The organism is Sphingopyxis terrae subsp. terrae NBRC 15098, assembly GCF_001598815.1.
Taxonomy (GTDB): domain Bacteria; phylum Pseudomonadota; class Alphaproteobacteria; order Sphingomonadales; family Sphingomonadaceae; genus Sphingopyxis; species Sphingopyxis terrae.
The window spans coordinates 431604-446165 of record NZ_BCZQ01000003.1; the positions used below are offsets into that span (position 1 = coordinate 431604).

The 14562-nt window shown below is 67.8% G+C and carries 12 protein-coding genes; 9 read left to right on the forward strand and 3 right to left on the reverse strand.

The genetic code is table 11. The annotated features are described in order from the left end of the window. Window positions 1–35: 35 nt before the first annotated feature. The 9 genes from STE01S_RS02160 (at window position 36) to STE01S_RS02200 (ending at window position 12199) form a co-directional block, all read left to right on the forward strand. Window positions 36–2171: a TonB-dependent receptor gene (locus STE01S_RS02160; protein ID WP_062764362.1), complete on the forward strand. Its 2136-nt coding sequence runs from the start codon at window positions 36–38 to the stop codon at window positions 2169–2171. After that, window positions 2171–3250 (forward strand): PepSY-associated TM helix domain-containing protein, encoded by a 1080-nt coding sequence (locus tag STE01S_RS02165; RefSeq protein ID WP_062764364.1) that lies wholly within the window; start codon window positions 2171–2173, stop codon window positions 3248–3250. The genes STE01S_RS02160 and STE01S_RS02165 overlap by 1 nt, the downstream gene beginning before the upstream one ends. Window positions 3251–3355: 105 nt before the next feature. After that, on the forward strand, window positions 3356–3730 hold the full coding sequence (locus STE01S_RS02170) for an ArsR/SmtB family transcription factor (RefSeq protein ID WP_003043361.1): 375 nt from the start codon (window positions 3356–3358) through the stop codon (window positions 3728–3730). Then, window positions 3727–4206, forward strand: coding sequence for an SRPBCC family protein (locus STE01S_RS02175; RefSeq protein WP_062764366.1), 480 nt, complete (start codon window positions 3727–3729; stop codon window positions 4204–4206). Before STE01S_RS02170 ends, STE01S_RS02175 begins: the two co-directional genes overlap by 4 nt. A 119-nt stretch (window positions 4207–4325) precedes the next feature. Next, window positions 4326–6230 carry a potassium transporter Kup gene (locus STE01S_RS02180; RefSeq protein WP_062764368.1) on the forward strand — a complete coding sequence of 635 codons (1905 nt, stop codon included), beginning with the start codon at window positions 4326–4328 and terminating at the stop codon, window positions 6228–6230. Between the two features lie 17 nt (window positions 6231–6247). Continuing rightward, the gene (locus tag STE01S_RS02185) at window positions 6248–7681 is read left to right on the forward strand and encodes a DUF4118 domain-containing protein (RefSeq protein ID WP_062764370.1); all 1434 of its coding nucleotides are present in this window, start codon (window positions 6248–6250) and stop codon (window positions 7679–7681) included. Beyond that, a complete protein-coding gene (locus STE01S_RS02190; RefSeq protein WP_062764372.1) occupies window positions 7678–8358 on the forward strand; it encodes a response regulator transcription factor in 681 nt (226 codons plus the stop codon). Before STE01S_RS02185 ends, STE01S_RS02190 begins: the two co-directional genes overlap by 4 nt. A gap of 45 nt (window positions 8359–8403) precedes the next feature. Next, window positions 8404–10572 carry a primosomal protein N' gene (locus STE01S_RS02195; protein ID WP_062764374.1) on the forward strand — a complete coding sequence of 723 codons (2169 nt, stop codon included), beginning with the start codon at window positions 8404–8406 and terminating at the stop codon, window positions 10570–10572. Between the two features lie 46 nt (window positions 10573–10618). Next, window positions 10619–12199 (forward strand): alpha/beta hydrolase, encoded by a 1581-nt coding sequence (locus STE01S_RS02200; RefSeq protein WP_062764376.1) that lies wholly within the window; start codon window positions 10619–10621, stop codon window positions 12197–12199. Here the strand turns inward: STE01S_RS02200 and STE01S_RS02205 are convergent. Genes STE01S_RS02205 through STE01S_RS02215 form a run of 3 tightly spaced genes read right to left on the reverse strand, consistent with a single transcriptional unit; the run spans window position 12193 to window position 14476 of the window. Further along, the gene (locus STE01S_RS02205; protein ID WP_062764378.1) at window positions 12193–12951 is read right to left on the reverse strand and encodes an isocitrate lyase/PEP mutase family protein; all 759 of its coding nucleotides are present in this window, start codon (window positions 12949–12951) and stop codon (window positions 12193–12195) included. The two genes, STE01S_RS02200 and STE01S_RS02205, sit on opposite strands and share 7 nt — an antisense overlap. Further along, window positions 12948–13982 (reverse strand): bifunctional transcriptional activator/DNA repair enzyme AdaA, encoded by a 1035-nt coding sequence (locus STE01S_RS02210; protein ID WP_082813181.1) that lies wholly within the window; start codon window positions 13980–13982, stop codon window positions 12948–12950. The genes STE01S_RS02205 and STE01S_RS02210 overlap by 4 nt, the downstream gene beginning before the upstream one ends. Continuing rightward, window positions 13979–14476 (reverse strand): DUF1203 domain-containing protein, encoded by a 498-nt coding sequence (locus STE01S_RS02215; RefSeq protein ID WP_082813182.1) that lies wholly within the window; start codon window positions 14474–14476, stop codon window positions 13979–13981. Before STE01S_RS02215 ends, STE01S_RS02210 begins: the two co-directional genes overlap by 4 nt. Window positions 14477–14562 lie beyond the last annotated feature (86 nt).

Consider the following 14562-nt stretch of genomic DNA (forward strand, 5'->3'; position numbering starts at 1 on the left):
AGTCGCACTAGCGGCCTGCTTAACAGGAGTTGAGAATGATTCGCAAAATTGTCGCCGCGGCGCTGGCCTGCACCGCGCTTTCCTCCCCCGCGCTCGCGCAGACCGCGGCGCCCGACACGAAGGGCGAGGATAATATCGTCGTCACCGCGGCGCGCACGATCCTGCCGCCCAACGCCCTGCCACTGACGGTCGATGTCATCGGCAAGGACGCGCTCGACCAGCAGGTGCTGATTTCGGGATCGCTCACCGACGCGGTCGCAACGCTGACCCCCAGCTTTTCGCCGACGCGTCAGAAATTGTCGGGCGCCGGTGAGACGTTGCGCGGGCGCTCGCCGCTCTATGCGATCAATGGCATTCCGCAATCGACCCCGCTGCGCGACGGCAGCCGCGACGGCTTCACCATCGATGGCTTCTTCATCGACCGGGTCGAGGTCATTTACGGTTCGAACGCGCTGCAGGGGATCGGCGGCACCGGCGGTATCGTCAATCAGGTGACGGTCGGTGCGCCGAAGACCGAAGGCGTCAGCGGCCGACTGCTGCTGCAGGGCACCGCCGACGACGAATTTTCCGAAGCCGGCATGGGCGGCAAGGCGGCGGGGCTGATCCAGTATCGGGCCGGTCGCTTCGACGCGTCGGTCGGCGCCGCCTATGAGGTGCGCGGCATCTTTCGCGACGGCGAAGGCCGTCCGGTCGGGATCAATCTTACGCAGGGCGAGACGCAGGATTCCAAGACGCTCTCGCTGTTCGGGCGCTTTGGCTACGAGGTCGCGGACACGATGCGGCTCGACCTGATCGCCAGCCGTTACGAATTGAAAGGCGACGGCGATTATGTCGCGGTGGCAGGCAATCGTGCGACCGGCCTGCCGACCAGCGCGGCGCGCGGCACCCCGCCCGGCGATCCCGCCGCGAGCCGCACCGAAAGCCTGGCGCTGTCGTTGACCGACAGCAACCTTAGCGGCGGGAATTTCGTCGGCCAGATTTTCTGGAACCGCACCCGCGACACCTTCGGCGGCGAACCCAATCCGATCGCGACCTTCCAGGACGTCCAGATCGCGCCGGTCGGAACGCTGTTCGATCAATCGCAGAACCGCAGCCGCAAATATGGCGCCAAGCTCAGCTATGAACGTGCGGTGCCCGGTTTCGAGGCACTGACGCTGATCGCCGGTTTCGACGCGCTGTGGGATTCGACCGAGCAGCGGCTGATCGCCACCGACCGCGTCTGGGTGCCGCCGACCGATTTCCGCAGCTTCGCTCCGTTCGGACAGGCCAATCTCAAATTGTTCGACGGCCTCGTCCGCCTCGCCGGCGGCGCGCGCTACGAGAATGTGAAGATCAGCATCGACGATTATACCACGCTCGCGAGCGCCGGCCGCACCTTCGTCAAGGGCGGCAGCCCGAGTTTCGACGACGTGCTGCTGAACGGCGGGGTGATCGTCGAGCCCATCCCCGGCATCCGCGCCTATGCGAGCTATGCCGAGGGCTATACCGCCCCCGACGTCGGCCGCATCACCCGCGCGGTGAGCACGCCGGGGGTCGAGATCGACAATTTCCTGAACATCCGTCCGATCGTATCGAACAATCGCGAGATCGGCGTCGAGGTGAAGCGCGGCCCGCTCGATGCGAGTGCGACCTATTTCTGGTCGTCGAGCAAGGAAGGGCAATTGCTCGTCGCCCGGCCCGACGGCATTTTCGACGTGCTGCGCCAGCGCGTCGCGATCGAGGGGCTGGAGATCAATCTGGCGGTCAAGCTGCCGATTGACGGCCTGACCGTCTCGGCAGGCTATGCCCATCTCGACGGCAAATATGATGCCGACGGCGACGACATCGTCGAAACCGACCTCGACGGTGCGAATATCTCGCCCGACCGGCTGAACCTGGCCGCCAGCTACGCCAAGGGGCCACTGTCGGCGCGCGTCCAGACGCAATTCTATCTTGCGCGCAGTTTCACCGGCCCGATGCGCGACCCGCGGAACGATTTCGAGGGCTATAATCTGACCGACGCCTTCCTGCGCTACCAGACGCGGATCGGCGGCATCAGCCTGGCGGTGCAGAATCTGTTCGACCGGCAATATATCGCCTATGCGAGCGACACCCAGCGGCCGACCGATAATTTCTTCAACTTCGCCGGGCGCGGTCGCACCTTCACCCTCGGTTGGGATTATCGCTTCTGATGCAGTTGCTCGACACGCTGCACCGCTGGACCGGCGGGCTGATCGGGCTGGTGCTTGGCCTTCTGGGCCTCACCGGCGCGATCCTCATCCACAAGGATGCGTGGATCGGGCTGCCGCATAGCGGCGATCCGCTGCGCACCGACCTTGGCAGCGTTACGCGGGCGACCGAGGCGATCATGGCGAAGCCGGGTGCGCAGGGCATCATCTATGCCCGCGACGGCTTTGGCCTCCACCAGACCCGCTTCGGCGAAGGCGCCGGTGCCTATGCCGACCAGACGGGGCAGATCGTCACCCGCTGGGCCAGCCAGTGGGAGCGGCCCGAGCTGTGGATCTTCGATTTCCATCACCATCTCTTCGCCGGCGACAGCGGCGAGTGGGTGATCGGCATCGCCGGCCTGTGCGGGCTGTTCTTCATCGTGTCGGGCGTCATCCTGTTGTGGCGGACGCGCCGGACCTTCCGTCTGCGCCTGTGGCCCAAGCGGATGAGCCGGCCGGCGATCGTCACGCATCACCGCGACCTGGGGATCGTGATGGCGCCGCTGTTGCTGCTCTCGGTCGTCACCGGGACGATGATGATCTTCCGCCCCTTCGCAATGGCGGTCGTCGCACCCTTCGGTTCGATTGCCGCGGCGGAGAAGTCGATGGCACCGCCCAAATATAAGGGCGGCCCGCTCGCCGCGAGGCCCGATTATGCGGCGATGCTCGCCGAAGCGCGCCGCCGCTTTCCCGACGGCGAGTTCCGCATCCTCAGCCTGCCGCGCAAGGCGGGCGACCCGATCATGCTGCGGATGCGCCGACAGGCCGAATGGCTTCCCAACGGGCGCTCGACGCTGTGGTTCGATGCGCAGACGGGCCGGCTGCTGGGTGCGCGCGACGCGCTCGCCATGGCGCCCGCCGCACAGGCGTTCAACAACGCCTATCCGCTGCACGCCGCCAAGGTCGGCGGGCTCGGCTATCGCATCGTCATGACCTTGTCGGGGCTGACGATGGCGATGCTCGGCAGCTTTGCGGTGTGGACCTTCTGGTTCCGGCGGCCGAAGCCCGCCCGCGCCCGACCGCGCCGCATCGCCACCGCCTGACCCCCCGCTCCGCCCGCGATCGCGCGCCATATTGCGGCGCTCCAATAGTTAGGCATTGACCTAACTATTGGAGCGCTCTAAGAGGGTTGGCGAAAGGAGACTGCGATGTCGACCATCCGGCCCGACGCCCCGATTGCGCCCGAACCGGCGATGATCGACGGCATCTTCCGCGCCCTCGCCGACCCGACACGGCGGCAGGTTCTCGAACGGCTGGGCGAACGACCGGCGTCGGTCAGCGAACTTGCGGCGCACCACCCGATGGCGCTCCCCTCCTTTCTCGCGCACCTCAAGGTGCTCGAAGGCTGCGGCCTCGTCCATTCGCGCAAGCATGGCCGGGTCCGCACCTACAGCCTTGCCCCCGACCGGCTGCGGCTGGCCGAGGACTGGCTCGCGACCCAGCGCCGCCTGTGGGAAGGCCGGCTCGACCGCATGGATGCCTATCTGCTCTCGCTCAAAAACAAGAAGGAGACCCCCGAATGACCTTTCCGCTCAGCCCGGTCGATCCCGACCTCGACCTTGTCCTCGAACGCGTGATCGACGTGCCCGCCGACCTTGTGTGGAAGGTCTGGACCACACCCGAGCATCTGGTGCACTGGTTCGTGCCGAAGCCCTGGACGGTCACCGCCTGCGAGATGGACCTGCGCCCCGGCGGCGTCTTCAGCACGACGATGCGCTCGCCGGAGGGCGAGGAGTTTCCCAACAGCGGCTGCTATCTGGAAGTCGTGCCGGGCGAACGGCTGATCTTCACCGACACGCTGCTCCCCGGCTTCCGCCCCGCGCCCGCGCCCTTCTTCACCGCCGGCCTGTTCCTGACGCCGCAGGGCGACAGCACGCTCTATCGCGCGGTTGCGGTCCACGGCGACAGCGCCGCGCGCCAGAAGCATGAGGAAATGGGCTTCCACGACGGCTGGGGAACCGTGGTCGGCCAGATGGTCGACTATATCAAGGCGATGTGATCGGCTGATCCCTCGGCCGGCGCTTTAATGTTGCTTTAACGCGCCGGCCGCGCGATCCCCATGGCGCGCTAACACCGATACGCACCACATGCGATGCTCCAGCATATGGGGCTTTGAGTATGACGGCTGCATCCAGAACATCACGCAATTCCACCCTCGCCGCATTGACGCTCGGCGCGATTGGCGTCGTTTACGGCGATATCGGCACCAGCCCGCTCTATGCGTTTCGCGAAGCACTCGCGCAGACCAGCGGCCGGATCGGCAGCGCCGAAATTCTGGGCGTATTGTCGCTCGCACTGTGGGCGCTGATCATCGTCGTAACGATGAAATATGTCCTCTTCCTGCTGCGCGCCGACAATGGCGGCGAAGGCGGGGTGCTCTCGCTGATGGCGCTCGCCAGCCGCGCAACCCAGGGACGTTGGCCGGTCGTAATGGCGCTCGGCGCCATTGGCGCGGGACTCTTCTTCGGTGACGCGATCATCACCCCCGCACTGTCAGTTCTGTCGGCAGTCGAGGGACTGAAGACCGTTCCAGGCATCGCGCCGGTGATGTCGCTGCCCGCGATCCTGTTGCTGACGGTGGCTATCCTCATCGGCCTTTTCATGATCCAGGCGCGCGGCACAGCGAGCGTCGCGGGGCTGTTCGGCCCGATATGCGCGGTCTGGTTCGTCGCACTCGCGCTGCTCGGCCTGTGGCACATCGCCGATGCCCCGCAAATCCTGTTCGCCTTCAATCCCGTCCACGCCGTCCTGTTTCTGACGAGCCATGGCACCACCGGCCTGTTCGTGCTTGGCGCCGTCTTCCTGACCGTCACCGGAGCCGAGGCGCTGATCGCCGATATGGGGCATTTCGGCCGCAAGCCGATTCAGCTTGGCTGGCTGGGATTCGTCTGGCCGGCGCTGACCCTCAACTATCTGGGCCAGGGCGCACTCGCGCTCAAGGCGCTCGCGGCGGCGAAGGCCGCCGGGCAGCCCTTTGCCAATGCCGACTGGTTTTTTCTGATGGCGCCCGACGCACTGCGCGCGCCGCTCGTGATCCTCGCGACGCTGGCGACGATCATCGCTAGCCAGGCAGTGATCACCGGCGCCTATTCGCTGACGCAGCAGGCGATCGCGCTCGGCCTGCTGCCGCGCATGACGATCCGCCAGACCTCGGCCGACCAGCAAGGGCAAATCTATATGCCGGTGGTCAACTGGCTGTTGCTCGCCGGCATCCTGCTCCTTGTCTTCGGGTTCCAGAGCAGCAGCCGGATGGCTGCCGCCTATGGCATCGCAGTGACCGGCACAATGGTCGTCACCACCTGTCTTGCCTTCATCGTCGCGTGGAAGCTCTGGAAATGGGATGTCTTCTGGACCGCGCTCCTGTTCCTGCCCTTCCTCGCCATCGACCTGATCTTCTTTGGCGCGAACATCCTGCGCGTCGTCGAAGGCGGCTGGGTGCCGCTTCTGGTCGGCACGGTGATGATCGGCCTGATCGCGACCTGGCGGCGCGGCCGCGCCATCGCGCTGCGACGCGGAGCCGATCAGGGCATTCCGATGAGCGAACTCGCCTCCGCGCTCGCCAAGCGTCCGCCGCCCCGCGTCGAAGGCATCGCCGTCTATCTGACCGAGGATACCGACCGTGCGCCGAGCGCGCTGCTCCACAACCTCAAACACAACAAGGTGCTGCATGCCCGCAACATCCTGCTCACCGTCGCGACCGCGCGGGCGCCGCATGTGCCATCTGCGGACCGGCTCGCGCAAACGCCGCTCGGCGCCGATTTCGTCGCAGCCCGGCTAACCTACGGTTATATGGACCATATCGATGTGCCGAGCGATCTGGGCACCGCGGGGCTGCTCGCCGGCTCCGGCGGAACATCCTTCTTCGTCGGACGCAATGCGATCCGCGCGGCGGCGCGGCCGGCGATGCCGTTGATCCCCCTGCTGCTCTTCCGCTTCCTTCATCGCAACGCTGCCGACCCCACCGCCTTCTTCGGGGTGCCGACCAACCGCGTGGTCGAACTTGGCTCGCAGATCGAACTCTAGCAGGTTATGAGAGGGTCATGCGCGTCCAGCCCGCCGCCTATATCCTTGCCCTGACCGGGGTTGCGCTGGTCGCGCTGGCGACGAGCCTGTTGCACAGCCATCTGGGTCTGGCATCGGCGGCGTTGCTCTTCCTGCTGCCCGTTCTGCTCGCATCGGTTCACGGGGGCATGGGACCAGCACTGGTGGCGGCGGTCGCCGGGGCGCTGTCCTTCAATTTCTTCCTGTTGCCGCCGCGCTTCACCTTTCGCATCGACAGTTTCGACCATGTGATCAGCGTCGTCGTACTGCTGGTGGTGGCGCTGGTGACAAGCCGCCTCGCCACCGCGCTGAAAAGCCGCGAAGCCGAAGCGCGGGCGCAGGCGGCGGCAAGCGCCGAACAAGCCGAACTTGCTGGCCTGCTGGGTGGTGACACGCCCGATGCGCTGGATCGCGCTCTGGCATTGATCGGCGAACGCTATGGCAGTGCGCGCCTGATCGCCGGAACGGAACCGGACGCAAGCGATGCCGCCTTTTCGAGCCTCGATCGATCGGCTGCCGCATGGGCGACCAACGGCGCCGAGGCGACGGGTCATGGCAGCACCGCGCTGCCCGCCAGCGACTGGAGCTTCTTGCCGCTGGCACCCGGTCGGCCCGATGGCACCGCGCTGCTTGCCGTCGCGCGGCCGGCGGGCGGCGGCACCCGTACGCCGACCGAGGCTCAGCAATTGCAGGCGCTCGCCCGGCTGATCGGTCAGGCCCGTGACCGCCGCGCGCTCGACACCGAACGCCGCGCCCGCGAACGGCTGGAGGATCAGGATGCGCTGCGCGGTACATTGCTGGCGGCGCTCGCGCATGATTTCCGGACCCCGCTGACCGTTCTGGGCGGCGAGATATCGGCGCTGGGCGGCGATCCCGACATGCGCCGCCGGGCGCTCGCCGAGGTTCAGCGGCTCGGTGCCATGATGGACGATTTGGTCGGTGCGGCCCGGATCGAAAGCGGTGCCCTGCGACCGGCGATCGAGGCGGTCGATCTGGTTGACTGCATCGACAGCGCTGCCGAACGGCTCGCGCCGCAGCTGGCCGCGCGCGAAGTGGCGCGCGATCTGCCCGCCGATCTGCCGCTGATCGCCGCCGACCCGATCCTGCTGACGCACATATTGACCAATTTGCTCGCCAATGCGGGTCGTCACGCACGCGCGGCGATCCGCATCAGTGCGATGGCGGCGGACGGCTTCGTCGAATTCCATGTCGACGACGACGGGCCGGGCGTGCCGCCGACACTCCGGTCCCGTCTGTTCGAGCGCTTCGCGCGCGGCGAAGGCGGCGACCGGAGCGGCGGGAGCGGGCTTGGCCTTGCTATCGTCAAGGGCTTCGCCGACGCCATGGGAATCGCGGTGGCCGCGGGCGATGCCCCCGGCGGCGGTGCACGCTTCACGCTGCGTCTTCCGCAGCGCCAGACGGCGCGCGTATGACGCGGGTGCTGGTGGTCGACGACGAACCGGCGATCCGGCGGCTCGTCGCGCGCGTTCTAGAACGCGGCGGCTTTACCGCCGTCGCCGTCGACCATGCGCGCGGGGCGCTCGCCGAGGTCGAGCGCGCGCCCCCGGACGCCGCGATCGTCGATCTGGGCTTGCCAGACATGGACGGAATCGAGCTGGTCGCGGCGCTTCGTCAGCGGATCGCCGCACCGCTGCTCGTGCTTACCGCGCGCGACGCAACGGCGGACAAGATCGCGGCGCTCGACCTGGGCGCCGACGATTATGTCGTAAAGCCCTTCGACGGCGACGAATTGCTCGCCCGCTTGCGCGCCGCGCTCCGCCGCGCCGGGCGCGCGATCGGCGCCGACGGCTTGCAACGCCATGGCGCGATCAGCATTGATGCCGCGCACCACGAACTGCGCCGCGGCGACATGCCGGTCGCACTGACGCCGCGCGAGTTTGCGGTGATGGAAGTACTCGTCGCGGCAGGCGGCAGGCTCGTCACCCATCACGACCTTCTCACCCGCGTCTGGGGTCCGGCGCATGCTGGCGATACCGATTATATCCGCGTCGTGGTGCGCGCGCTGCGGCTGAAGCTGGAGGCCGACCCATCGGCGCCCACACTTATCCGCAACGAACCCGGCATCGGATACCGGCTCGGCGAGGCATAGCGCGCTTTCCTATTTTCGCCGCGCTCCTATATCGTCATCGCTTCCATGACCCGTGCCCGCGTCCTCCTTCTGACCGCCGCCCTCGGCCCGCTCGACTATCGCGTCCCGCACGGCAGCGACGCGCCGCTCGGCAGCGTCGTCGTCGCGCCGCTCGGCCCGCGGCGGCTGGGCGGCGCCGTGTGGGAGGACGATAGCTTCGGCGCCCCAGAGCCCGTCGGCGACAACCGCCTGCGCAATTTGTTCGAAGTCGTGCCGGTGCCGCCGATCCGCGCCCCGCTGCGCCGCCTCGTCGAATGGACCAGCGACTATTATCTCGCACCCCCGGGATCGGTGCTGCGCATGGTTCTGCCCGGCGCCGCCTTTGCCGACGCGCGGCGCCCCATCGTCGAATATCGTGCGACGGGCGAACGACCGGCGCGGATGACGCCGCAACGCACCGTTGCGCTCGAAAAGATCGGCGCACGGCAGGGCATTGTGCGCGAACTCGCGGCACTGGGCGAAGTCAGCGAGGCGGTGATCCGTGGCCTCGTCCAGACGGGCGCACTCGAGGCGGTGAGCGTGTCGGCCGATCAGCCCTATCCGGAGCCCGACTCTGCATTCGCGCCGCCCGACCTCTCGGTCGAACAGGCGGCCGCTGCCGGGCAATTGCGCGACGCCGTCGCCGCCCGCGGGTTCGAGACGCTGCTGCTCGACGGCGTCACCGGATCGGGCAAGACCGAAGTCTATATGGAAGCGATTGCCGCCGCCGTGGATGCCGGCCGGCAGGCGCTCGTCCTGCTCCCCGAGATCGCGCTTACCGAACCAATGCTGACGCGCTTTGCCGCGCGCTTCGGCTGCGAGCCGGTGGCGTGGCACAGCGGGCTGCGATCGGTCGAGCGGCGGCGCGCCTGGCACGCGATCGCAAGCGGCGAGGCGAAGATCGTCGTCGGCGCGCGCTCGGCGCTGTTCCTGCCTTACGCCAATCTGGGCGTGATCGTCGTCGACGAGGCGCATGAAACCAGCTTCAAGCAAGAGGATGGCGTCCATTATCACGCGCGCGACGTCGCGGTGATGCGCGGCCATTTCGAAGGCTTGCCGGTGATCCTTGCGAGCGCGACCCCCGCGCTCGAAAGCCTCGCGCAGGTCGAGGCCGGACGCTATCGCCACATCGTGCTCCCCGCCCGCTTTGGCGGCGCGACGCTGCCCGATCTTGCCGCAATCGACATGCGGCAGGATCCGCCCGATCGCGGCCGCTGGCTCGCGCCGCCGCTCGTCGAGGCACTCGCCGACCGGTTGCAGAAGGGCGAGCAGAGCCTGCTGTTCCTCAACCGCCGCGGCTTTGCGCCGCTGACGCTGTGCCGAACCTGCGGCCACCGCATTCAGTGCCCGAACTGCACCGCGTGGATGGTCGAGCACCGGCTCGTCCACCGCCTCGCTTGCCACCATTGCGGTCATGTGATGCCGCCGCCGCGCCTCTGCCCCGAATGCGAGGACGAGGACAGCCTTGTCGCGTGCGGCCCCGGCGTCGAGCGCGTTGCCGACGAGGTGAGCTTACGCTTTCCTGAGGCGCGCACCGCGATCGTCACCAGCGACACCCTGTGGTCGCCCGCGAAGGCGGCCGAGTTTGTCGAGGCGGTCGAGGGTGGGCTCGTCGACATCATCATCGGCACCCAGCTCGTCACCAAGGGCTATCATTTCCCCAATCTCACGCTCGTCGGGGTGGTCGACGCCGACCTCGGCCTCGACGGCGGCGACCTGCGCGCCGCGGAGCGGACCTTCCAGCAGATCGCGCAGGTCGCGGGACGTGCGGGGCGCGGCGTGAAGCCCGGCGAGGTGCTGATCCAGACGCGCGTACCCGACGCCCCCGTCATGGCGGCGCTCGTCGCCAACGACCGCGAAGGCTTTTATGCCGCCGAAGCGGCGGCGCGCAAATTCGCCGGGGCGCCGCCCTATGGCCGCTTCGCCGCGCTCGTCATCTCGTCCGAAGATATCGAGGTTGCGCGCGGTGTCGCGCAGCGGCTGGGCGAAAAGGCGCCCGTCGCCGACGGCCTCGCCATCTATGGGCCAGCGCCCGCGCCGCTCGCGATGCTGCGCGGCCGCCACCGCTTCCGCCTCCTCCTCCACGCCCCGCGCAGCTTCGACCTGCAGGGCGCTATCCGCGACTGGATCAGCAGCATCGATTGGCCAGCAAAGGTGCGCCTCGCGATCGACGTCGATCCCTATAGTTTCGTCTGAGGCGAATCGGCATTTACAGGGCCGACATTGGGGCTAGACCTCGGTCATGTCCCGCTCGACCCTGCGCCTTGCGCTCGCCCTCGCCACCGGCCTCGTTGCCGTCGGCGCCACGCCGCTTCTTGCCGAGCCGATCGCGGTTCCGGTCATCACGCCCAAAGATCTCGGCGATGATGACAGCGGGCGCCTGATCGTCTTTGCTCAAAAGGTCGAGCCCGGCACAAAACCCCAGGACGCGGTCGACACGTCGCCGTTCGAGCCGACCGGCACGGCGATCGCGGCGATCGAGGTGAGCAGCCTCAAGCCGGGCCGGACCGCAATCGTCGGCACCGACGTCGATGCCTTTCCGGCCGCCTGGTCGACGCTGGCGCCGGGCACCTATCGCATCCAGGCGGTGTTCGACCGCAACCATGATTATAACTATGGCGGACGCGGCGCGGGCGATCTGGTCTCACCCGTCGTCGAAGCCCGCCTGCCGGGGCCGGTGCCGACCTTGTCGCTCGACCGCGAGATCGCAGGGCAGGATTTTGCAGCCTGGCTTGCCGCACTTTCGCCCGAGGCGCGGGCGGGTATCGAACCCGGGCTGACGTCGGTCGAGCCGCTTTCGGTGCACAGCACCGCCCTCTCGCGTTTCTGGGGACGCAATACCGCGATCGAGGGATGGGTCGCCTTGCCGCCGGGCTATGCCAGGGGCGGCGACACCTATCCCACTGTCTATTCGGACGGCGGTTTCGGCAGCACGAACGACAGCGCGCGGGCAAGCGCCGCGCGCACCGCCGCGATGATGGCGAAGGGCGAGCTGCCCTCGATGATCTGGGTTTTCCTCGACCATCATATCGCGACCGGGACGCACGAATTTGCCGATTCGGCCAACAACGGCCCGTGGGGTACGGCGCTGACGACCGAGGCAATCCCCGCGCTGGAGGCGAAATATCGCATGGACGCCCGTCCGTCGGGCCGTTTCCTGACCGGACACAGTTCGGGCGGCTGGTCGACGCTCTGGTTGCAGGTCGCCTATCCCAAGCTGTTCGGCGGAAGCTGGCCGACCGCGCCCGACCCGAGCGACTTTCACGATTTCACGAATATCGACCTCTATGCGCCTGCCGCCAATGCCTATGCGGGCAGCGACGGCAAAGACCGGCCGCTCGTTCGCGACGACGGCAAGGTCGTCGCGACCTTTCGCCAGTTCGCCCGGCTCGAGGCGGTACTCGGCCCCTATGGCGGCCAGCTTGCAAGCTTCGACTGGGTCTTTTCGCCCAAATGCCCCGATGGACGTCCCTGCGCGATGTTCGATCGCGCGACCGGCAAGATCGACCCCGCCGTCGTCACCTATTGGCGCGATCATTATGACATCGCGCATATCATCGCGCGCGACTGGGCACGGCTCAAACCCGACCTCGACGGCAAGATTCATCTGACCGTCGGCACTGCGGACACTTTTTATCTCAACCAGTCAGCCGAGCGGCTGAAGGTCGTCCTCGACGGCCTGGGCGCCAAGGCGAGCTTCCGCTTCGTTCCCGGCCGCACCCACTTCGATCTCTACAAGGAAGGCGACGATCGCTGGGCGCTCACCAAGACGATGGCAAAGGAAATGTACGCCGTGGCGCGGCCCGCAACGGCCGCTCAATAATCGGGTTCGGCGCCGCCCAGCACCTGCTGCGCCTGACCGGTCAGCCACGCCATCGCCGCCGCCCACGGCTGATGCCCGTGGCTGATCCGCGCGACGCCGAGCGCCGCCAGTTCGGCATGGGTCGGCCCCCCCTTGGCGCGCAGGATATTGACCGGTAGCGGCGACGCCTCGCAGATCGCGCCGATGCAGCGCGGATCGCCAAGGAAGGGGACGAACAGCGACCCCGCACCGGCATCGGCATAGGCGCGGGCGCGCTCGAGCACGGCGGCGACAAGCCGTTCGCCGTCCTTCGCCGCATCGGCGCCGCGAAAAACATCGCAGCGGGCGTTTACGAAAATGCCGGTATCGGCCGCGGCACGGTAGCGCGCCTGCGCCTCCGCGATCGGCAGCAGATCGTTCCGGCCGGGCATACGGTCCTCCATATTGATCCCAGCCGCTCCCGCCGCCCTTGCCCGCGCGACCGAGACGCCGACGCCGGCAGGATCGGCGCCATAGCCCGATTCCATGTCGATCGTGACCGGCAGGTCGGTGACCGACAGGATGCGCGCCAGATTCTCGAAAACATCGGCGAGCGGAAAATCCTCGCCATCGGCGCGCCCCTGCGCACCCGCCACGCCGTAACTTCCGGTTGCGATCGCTTTGGCGCCTGCCGCAGCGACCGCCTTCGCGCTGCCGGCATCCCAGATATTGACCAGAATCAGCGGGTCGCCGGGAATGTGAAGAGCGCGGAAGGCCGCAACTTTGTCGGTCATTTGATTTCCCTTTTCAGAAGTTCGCGTTTGATTGGCAGGCCATAGGCATAGCCGCCGAGCGAGCCGTCGCTGCGCACGACGCGGTGGCACGGGATGAGGACCGCGACATTGTTGGCGCCGTTGGCGCTGCCCGCGGCGCGCACCGCCTTGGGCTTGCCGACCGCGGCCGCGATGTCGGCGTAGCTGCGCGTCTCGCCCGCCGGTATCTTGCGCAGTTCGCGCCAGACCGCTTCCTGAAAGGCGGTGCCCTTCACGTCGATCGGAATATGGTCGAAACCGGCCGCCGGCGCCTCGACCGCATCGACCACCTGTTGCAGCAGCGCCGTGAAATCGGCGCCGCCTTCGACCAGTTCGGCCGCCGGGAAGCGCGCCTCGAGCGCATCGCGTCCTTCGGCGAAGCTCAGGCGGCACACGCCCTTTGCGGTCGCCGCGACGAGCATGTCGCCAAGGCTCGTCGATACCACCGCCCAGTGAATCGTCGCGCCCTTGCCGCCGTTCACCCATGCCGAAGCGGTCATTCCCATGCGTCCCTCCATCGTGTCGTAAAAGCGCGACGGCCCCGAAAAGCCCGCGTCATAGATGGCGTCGGTCACGCGCCCCGCCTCGCTCAACGCCGCGCGGGCGCGCTCTTCGCGCAGCGCCCTTGCATAGGCGGCTGGCGACAGGCCGGTGTGGCGGGTGAAGACGCGCTGAAAATGGGTCGGCGAATAGCCGGTACGCGCCGCAAGATCGGCGAGCGCAAGCGGCTCTTCGCTGCCCTTGATCGCGGCGATTGCGGCGATCACGGCGCCTTCGTCGCGCGCGACATCGTCGGGCAGGCAGCGCTTGCACGGACGTAGCCCTGCGGCGCGTGCCGCGGTGCCGTCGGCGAAGAAGCGGACATTCGCACGCGCCGGATGCCGCGCCGCGCAGCTCGGCCGGCAATAGATGCCCGTCGTCAGCACGCCGGTGACGAAGCGCCCGTCGAGCGCGCGGTCGCGGCGCTGCACCGCCGCCCAGCGATCGGCATCGGTCATGCTGTCGGCGCTCATGGCTCGGCTCCCTCGCTCGCATCCCGCTCGATCCGCGCGGCGAAGCATCCGTACGCGGCGTTATGGGCGTCGATATAGGCGATGCCGGCGTCCGCGAACAGGTCGCGGATTGCGGCGTCGGCTTCGCCCGGCCCTGCGAGCCGCGCGGTTTGCAGCATACCGTCGGCACCAAAGGCGCGCATTGCGAGCGGGCGCCCCTCGAACACCGGCGGCGTCCGATCGCGCCATATAGTGCGCGCCGCGCCGCGCCGGACATAGATGGCATAGGCGCTGCGATAGGGCGTGGCGACATCGTGGCTGAGGTGATGCAGCAGTACTAGTTCCTCGCCCGCCCTTGCGTCCTCCAGGCTGACCCGGCACGGAAAACCGCGGTCGGCGGTGGCAATGACGCGGCGGGCGTTCCGCGCGCTCAGCGCCTCATCGTCGAGCGCGAAAAGCGGGGCGAAAGGCGCGGGGTCCAGCCCCTGAATTCGATAGCGCATTCGATAGGTCATATGCGGCTCCTTTGTCTGCTCGCCGATATGTCATGCCAGGCGCGGCGATGCGTCCCGATGCTTGCGCTCAAAGCCGGACGATGCGC

Coding starts and splice junctions, on each gene's coding strand:
- STE01S_RS02185 (WP_062764370.1), top strand. CDS start 6,248: ATGCGCGTCCAGCCCGCCGCCTATATCCTTGCCCTGACCGGGGTTGCG.
- STE01S_RS02170 (WP_003043361.1), top strand. CDS start 3,356: ATGTCGACCATCCGGCCCGACGCCCCGATTGCGCCCGAACCGGCGATG.
- STE01S_RS02180 (WP_062764368.1), top strand. CDS start 4,326: ATGACGGCTGCATCCAGAACATCACGCAATTCCACCCTCGCCGCATTG.
- STE01S_RS02215 (WP_082813182.1), bottom strand. CDS start 14,476: ATGACCTATCGAATGCGCTATCGAATTCAGGGGCTGGACCCCGCGCCT.
- STE01S_RS02160 (WP_062764362.1), top strand. CDS start 36: ATGATTCGCAAAATTGTCGCCGCGGCGCTGGCCTGCACCGCGCTTTCC.
- STE01S_RS02175 (WP_062764366.1), top strand. CDS start 3,727: ATGACCTTTCCGCTCAGCCCGGTCGATCCCGACCTCGACCTTGTCCTC.
- STE01S_RS02195 (WP_062764374.1), top strand. CDS start 8,404: ATGACCCGTGCCCGCGTCCTCCTTCTGACCGCCGCCCTCGGCCCGCTC.
- STE01S_RS02205 (WP_062764378.1), bottom strand. CDS start 12,951: ATGACCGACAAAGTTGCGGCCTTCCGCGCTCTTCACATTCCCGGCGAC.
- STE01S_RS02210 (WP_082813181.1), bottom strand. CDS start 13,982: ATGAGCGCCGACAGCATGACCGATGCCGATCGCTGGGCGGCGGTGCAG.
- STE01S_RS02165 (WP_062764364.1), top strand. CDS start 2,171: ATGCAGTTGCTCGACACGCTGCACCGCTGGACCGGCGGGCTGATCGGG.
- STE01S_RS02190 (WP_062764372.1), top strand. CDS start 7,678: ATGACGCGGGTGCTGGTGGTCGACGACGAACCGGCGATCCGGCGGCTC.
- STE01S_RS02200 (WP_062764376.1), top strand. CDS start 10,619: ATGTCCCGCTCGACCCTGCGCCTTGCGCTCGCCCTCGCCACCGGCCTC.